General features: G+C 55.6%; 5 protein-coding genes. 1 reads left to right on the plus strand and 4 read right to left on the minus strand.

Going from position 1 to position 5,399, the window contains the following annotated elements; all coding sequences use genetic code 11:
- Positions 1-316, plus strand: a 316-nt coding sequence (locus tag L692_RS32575; RefSeq protein ID WP_036722918.1) for a hypothetical protein, incomplete at its 5' end; no start/stop codon positions are given.
- Between the two features lie 821 nt (positions 317-1,137).
- Here the strand turns inward: L692_RS32575 and argH are convergent.
- The 4 genes from argH to L692_RS28230 form a co-directional block, all read right to left on the minus strand.
- The gene (gene argH / locus L692_RS0109170; protein ID WP_025699200.1) at positions 1,138-2,550 is read right to left on the minus strand and encodes an argininosuccinate lyase; all 1,413 of its coding nucleotides are present in this window, start codon (positions 2,548-2,550) and stop codon (positions 1,138-1,140) included.
- Between the two features lie 118 nt (positions 2,551-2,668).
- Complete coding sequence (locus L692_RS0109175; protein ID WP_025699202.1) at positions 2,669-3,904, minus strand: argininosuccinate synthase; 1,236 nt, start codon at positions 3,902-3,904, stop codon at positions 2,669-2,671.
- Between the two features lie 63 nt (positions 3,905-3,967).
- The gene (gene argF, locus L692_RS0109180; protein WP_025699204.1) at positions 3,968-4,930 is read right to left on the minus strand and encodes an ornithine carbamoyltransferase; all 963 of its coding nucleotides are present in this window, start codon (positions 4,928-4,930) and stop codon (positions 3,968-3,970) included.
- 125 nt (positions 4,931-5,055) lie between these two features.
- A partial coding sequence (locus tag L692_RS28230) for an aminotransferase class III-fold pyridoxal phosphate-dependent enzyme (protein ID WP_156940364.1) occupies positions 5,056-5,399 on the minus strand: 344 nt, incomplete at its 5' end.

Here is a 5,399-nt window from a genome sequence, read left to right on the forward strand (position 1 = left end):
GATGTTCGAGCATCCGGAGTCCAAATGCCTAGTCCTCTGCAACGCGGCAGACGAGCCGGTGGGACTGCTGATGAGCGAAAACTTCCTGCTGCAAGCAACCGGACGATTCGGAATGGATACTTTTTACAGAGAACCTGCAATGAAGCTGGCTCACAACAATCCGCTGATTGTCGACATTGCCGCCGATCCGCATGCGGTTCTAGCAACGGCAATGGACCGCCACCCGAAGCAGCAGAACGACTGCATTATCGTCACTGACCACGGCAAGCTGGCGGGAGTGGTATATGTCTCCGATTTGCACGCCTTAAGGCCATAGACATTACCCGCTCCCTTCAATACGTTTCTCCTCAACGCAGGCTTTCGCTTTAAAATCCTTCCCCGCTTGAACCCGTCGATGCCGCCATTAATCCGCTGCCAGCGGATACTAAACCCAAAGACAGCGCTAGCGACAGGATTAACCTTTTTTGTTCATTGATCTGCCCCTTTGGATTGGATTCTAAGCTATCAATTAAGCGGCGCAACAAAGGTTCCCTTAAAGGGGCACACTGAAAAAGTCGTGGTTTGGGATACGTGTAGTAACCGACCGCGACTTTTGTTGTCATTCAATTTCAGCAAGAATTGGTTTCTCCAGGTATTGAATCCGCTGCCAAGCCTTACTCCTTATAATCAAAACCTAACATTAAAGTAATGAGGAAAGCTGCGATAAATCCAAATGTACGTTCTGCGTCGAGCCGCTCTTCTTCACTTCAAAGTGGTCTCCCCTTCTCCACAAAAGGGACTTTTCCTTTCCAGTGCACTCAAAACTGCGATAGTACATCTTTTTTCGTTGTTCCTTTAGTCGTTTGGAAAAAGGGCTGCGAGCGTGCAGGAATTTCAGGCGATTTCGGTGATAGCGGTTGTTAAACGCGGAATACATGTATGCTCGCAGGAATATCCCCTCTTTAATTAAAAGTGTTGAAAAAGGATGTACGGTTGCAGGTTTTTGAAAACAAAACAGCCCCCCTCTTCCGATACGCCAGTTCGCGATAATCCTCCGACGGAAAAAAATGACATTCAAACGGATAACCGCTTGAATGTCATTTTTAGTTCAATAAACGTGATGGCCCCTTGATTCGGTCTTGGGTCCGGCCCGCAAACTTAAAGCTTCTCCGCAAGCGCCGCAACCCATTGTTTCGCTTCGGCCAGGCTCTCTTCGGCCCGCCCGATAGCCGCCTGCACCTGCACCGTTGCCGTGCCGCCGTACACGTTGCGGGCATTGACGACCGCTTCCGGCTGAAGCACCGCGTAAATATTCTCGTCGAACAGCGGCGAGAACTGCTTGAACTCGTCCAGCGTCAGATCGAGCAGGAATTTGCCCTCATTGATGCAGTACAGCACCGTCTTCCCGATGACTTCATGCGCCTGGCGGAACGGCAGCCCTTTGCCGACCAGGAAGTCTGCAATATCCGTCGCGTTGGAGAAATCGGTATTCACCGCTTCCCGCATCCGTCCCTTATTCACCTTCATCGTCGCAATCATCGGCGCGAACAATTGCAGGGCGCCCGTCAGCGTCGTTACCGTGTCGAACATGCCTTCCTTGTCTTCCTGCATGTCCTTGTTGTAAGCCAGCGGCAGCGATTTCAGCACCGTCAGCAGCCCGATCAGGTTGCCGTAGACACGGCCCGTCTTGCCGCGCACAAGCTCCGGCACGTCCGGATTCTTCTTCTGCGGCATAATGCTGCTGCCTGTGCAGAAAGCGTCATCCAGCTCCACGAAGCTGAACTCCGTGCTGCTCCACAGCACCAGCTCTTCGCTAAGACGTGACAGGTGCGTCATAATCAGCGAAGCGTTCGCCAGGAACTCGACGATAAAATCGCGGTCGCTGACAGCATCCAGACTGTTCTCGTAGACGCCGTCAAAGCCGAGCTGCTCCGCCACAAAATGCCGATCGATCGGAAAAGTCGTCCCCGCCAGCGCTCCGGCGCCCAGCGGCAGCACGTTGATGCGCTTATAGCTGTCCGTCAGCCGCTCGGCGTCCCGGCGGAACATGGAGACATAGGCGAGCAGATGATGCGCGAACAGAATCGGCTGGGCCCGCTGCAGATGCGTATATCCGGGCAGAATCGTCTCCACATTGTCCTTGGCCTGCGCAATCAGCGCTTCCTGAAGCCCATGCAGCAGATCGACCAGCTCCACCACCCGGTTCCGTAAGTACAGATGCATGTCCGTCGCCACCTGGTCATTGCGGCTGCGACCCGTATGCAGCTTGCCGCCGACCGGGCCGATCTCCTGGATCAGATGCTTCTCGATATTCATATGAATATCTTCATCCGACACGGAAAATTCAACCTCTCCGGCGCGAACCTTCTCCAGCACCTTCTGAAGTCCCTGCTTAATCGCCTCTACATCCTCCTGCGGCAGTATCCCGCATTTGCCCAGCATCGTCACATGCGCCAGACTGCCCTGCACATCTTCTTCCGCCAGCGCTTTATCGAAGCCGATGGAGGCTGTGTACTCCTCTACGAGCTTGTTCGTTCCTTTTGTAAACCGTCCACCCCACAGCTTGCTCACCGCTCAATCCCCCTTTTCAAAATATACCGTTTCCGTATGTCTTCATGGAAAAACCCGGGCCTTCGAGGAATATATTTCCGCCTCCAGTCCCGGGTATGCCTTATTGCTTAGGTTGCCTTTATTTCACCGATTCGGCCACTCCGGCGGACACCTTCAGGCGCAGCGCGTTCAGGCGGATAAAGCCGGTAGCGTCGCCCTGATCGTAGGCCTGCGTCGGATCGGCCTCCATCGTCGCGATATTCGGATTGTACAGGCTGACCGGACTCTTGACGCCTGCGGCGATAATGTTGCCCTTATACAGCTTGAGGCGTACGGTTCCGGTTACGTTCTGCTGGCTCTCCGCTACAAGCGCCTGAATCGCCTTGCGTTCTGGAGCGAACCAGAAGCCGTTGTACACAAGCGTGCTGTAACGGGTAATCAGGCTGTCGCGGACATTCATCACTTCACGGTCCATCGTGATGGACTCCATTTTGCGGTGAGCGGTGAACAGAATCGTGCCGCCCGGCGTCTCATATACGCCCCGGCTCTTCATGCCGACAAAGCGGTTCTCGACCATGTCCACGCGGCCGATGCCGTGCTTGCCGCCCAGCTCGTTCAGCTTCTCCATCACTTGCAAAGGCGCAAGCGGTTCACCGTTAAGGGCAACGCAGTCGCCTTTCAGGAATTCAAGCTCCAGATATTCCGGCTCGTCCGGAGCGTCCTCTGGCGCGTTCGTCAGCAGGAACATCTCCTTGTTCTCCGGCGCGCTCGCGTCGAACCACGGATCTTCCAGGACGCCGCTCTCATAGCTAATATGCAGCAGATTGCGGTCCATGGAATACGGCTTCGCCGCCGATGCCTGAACCGGAATGCCGTTCGCTTCCGCGTAAGCAATCATTTCCGCGCGGCCCGGGAACTGATTCCGAAATTCTTCCAGGCGCCAAGGCGCGATGACCTTGATGTTCGGAGCAAGGCCTGCCGCGCCAAGCTCGAAGCGCACCTGGTCGTTGCCTTTGCCGGTAGCGCCGTGAGCGATTGCCGTAGCGCCTTCCAGGGCAGCGATGTCAACCATGCGTTTGGCGATCAGCGGGCGGGCGATGCTGGTGCCGAGCAGGTATTGCCCTTCATACAGCGCCCCGGCCTGGAACATCGGGTAGATGAAATCCTTGGCGAACTCCTCGCGCAAGTCGTCGATATAGACTTTCGACGCGCCGGTGGCGAGCGCTTTTTCCTCCAGACCATCCAATTCTTCCTTCTGGCCGATATCGGCCGTAAAAGCGATAATTTCCGCGTCATATGTTTCTTTCAGCCATTTCAGAATGACCGAGGTATCCAGGCCGCCGGAATAGGCCAGCACGATTTTTTCTTTTGCCATTACAAACGTCTTCCTTTCTGCTTAGGGGATTTCTCGCTGTGCTTATCTCGGGTCAAGGACGGATCAGCCCATCAGAGCGGCCATCAGCGCTTTTTGGGCATGCAGCCGATTCTCCGCCTCGTCGAAAATGAAGGAGTTCGGTCCGTCGATCACATCGGCGGTCACTTCCTCGCCCCGGTGGGCCGGCAGGCAGTGCAGGAACATAAAGTCGCTCTTCGCGCCTTTGACAAGCTCCGCGTTCACCTGATAGTCCTTGAATGCCGCTTCCCGCTTGAGCTGCTCTTCCTCGAAGCCCATGCTCGCCCATACGTCCGTATAGATGACATCGGCATCCTTCACCGCTTCCTCCGGACTGCGCGTGATCACGATCTCGGAGCCGGTCTCTTTGGCGATTTCCCGCGCTTTGGCCACGACCGCTGCATCCGGCTCGTAGCCTTCCGGTCCCGCAACAGAGACATGCACGCCAAGCTTCGCCCCGCCAAGCAGCAGGGAATGCGCCATATTGTTGCCGTCGCCGATGTAGGCAAGCTTCAGGCCCTTCAGTTGCCCCTTCTGCTCATAGACGGTCTGATAGTCGGCCAGCACCTGGCACGGATGCGCCAGATCGCTCAGGCCGTTAATAACGGGCACCGACGCGTAGCGGGCCAGTTCTTCCACCTTGTCATGCCCGAATGTGCGGATCATGATGCCGTCCAGATAGCGCGACATCACCTGCGCCGTATCGCCCACTGTCTCGCCTCTTCCAAGCTGAATGTCGTTTTTGCTCAGGAACAGGGCATGTCCGCCAAGCTGATACGTGCCCACCTCGAAGGATACGCGCGTGCGCGTGGATGATTTTTCAAAAATAAGACCGACCGTCTTGCCCAGCAGCGGCTGATAGACCTCACCGTTCTTCTGCTTGCGCTTCAGCTCGATCGCCAGATCGATCAGATACTGGATTTCTTCCGTGCTGAAGTCGTCCAGCTCCAGAAAATCCCGGCCTTTGAGCGTGGTGCCCTGTGTATTGTCCGTGATGCTCTGACCCATGAATCCGTTCCTCCTTGTTGTTCACAATATGGCCCTGCCAAATCGCCCTGCGAAAAGGGAAGTTTGCTCAGAACCTATCTATGGCTAACGGGAATTGTACCCGCTAATTTACACGCTTTGCTCGGTCACTTCGCCCCATGCTCGATAACATAAGTATGAATGAGATCCGAAAGGATGTCCACCGCCTGGCGAATTTCTTCCTTGCTTACGTAAAGGTTCGGCAGCAGACGGATCACATGGGTTCCGGCCGTAACGAACAGCAGCCCCTTGGATTGGCCGGCCAGCACGATCTCGCCTACAGGAGATTGGCACTCGATGCCGATCAATAGACCTTTGCCGCGAACGTCCACTACGAACGGACAATCGGCCAGCTTCTCCTTCAGCAGCCCGGTCAAATATTCGCCGGACTCGGCCGCGCGCTGCGGAAGATTGTCCTCCAGCATCGTCTCGATCGTAGCCGCCATGGCAG

Origin of the sequence: Paenibacillus forsythiae T98, assembly GCF_000520735.1 — a bacterium.
GTDB classification, from domain to species: domain Bacteria; phylum Bacillota; class Bacilli; order Paenibacillales; family Paenibacillaceae; genus Paenibacillus_AQ; species Paenibacillus_AQ forsythiae.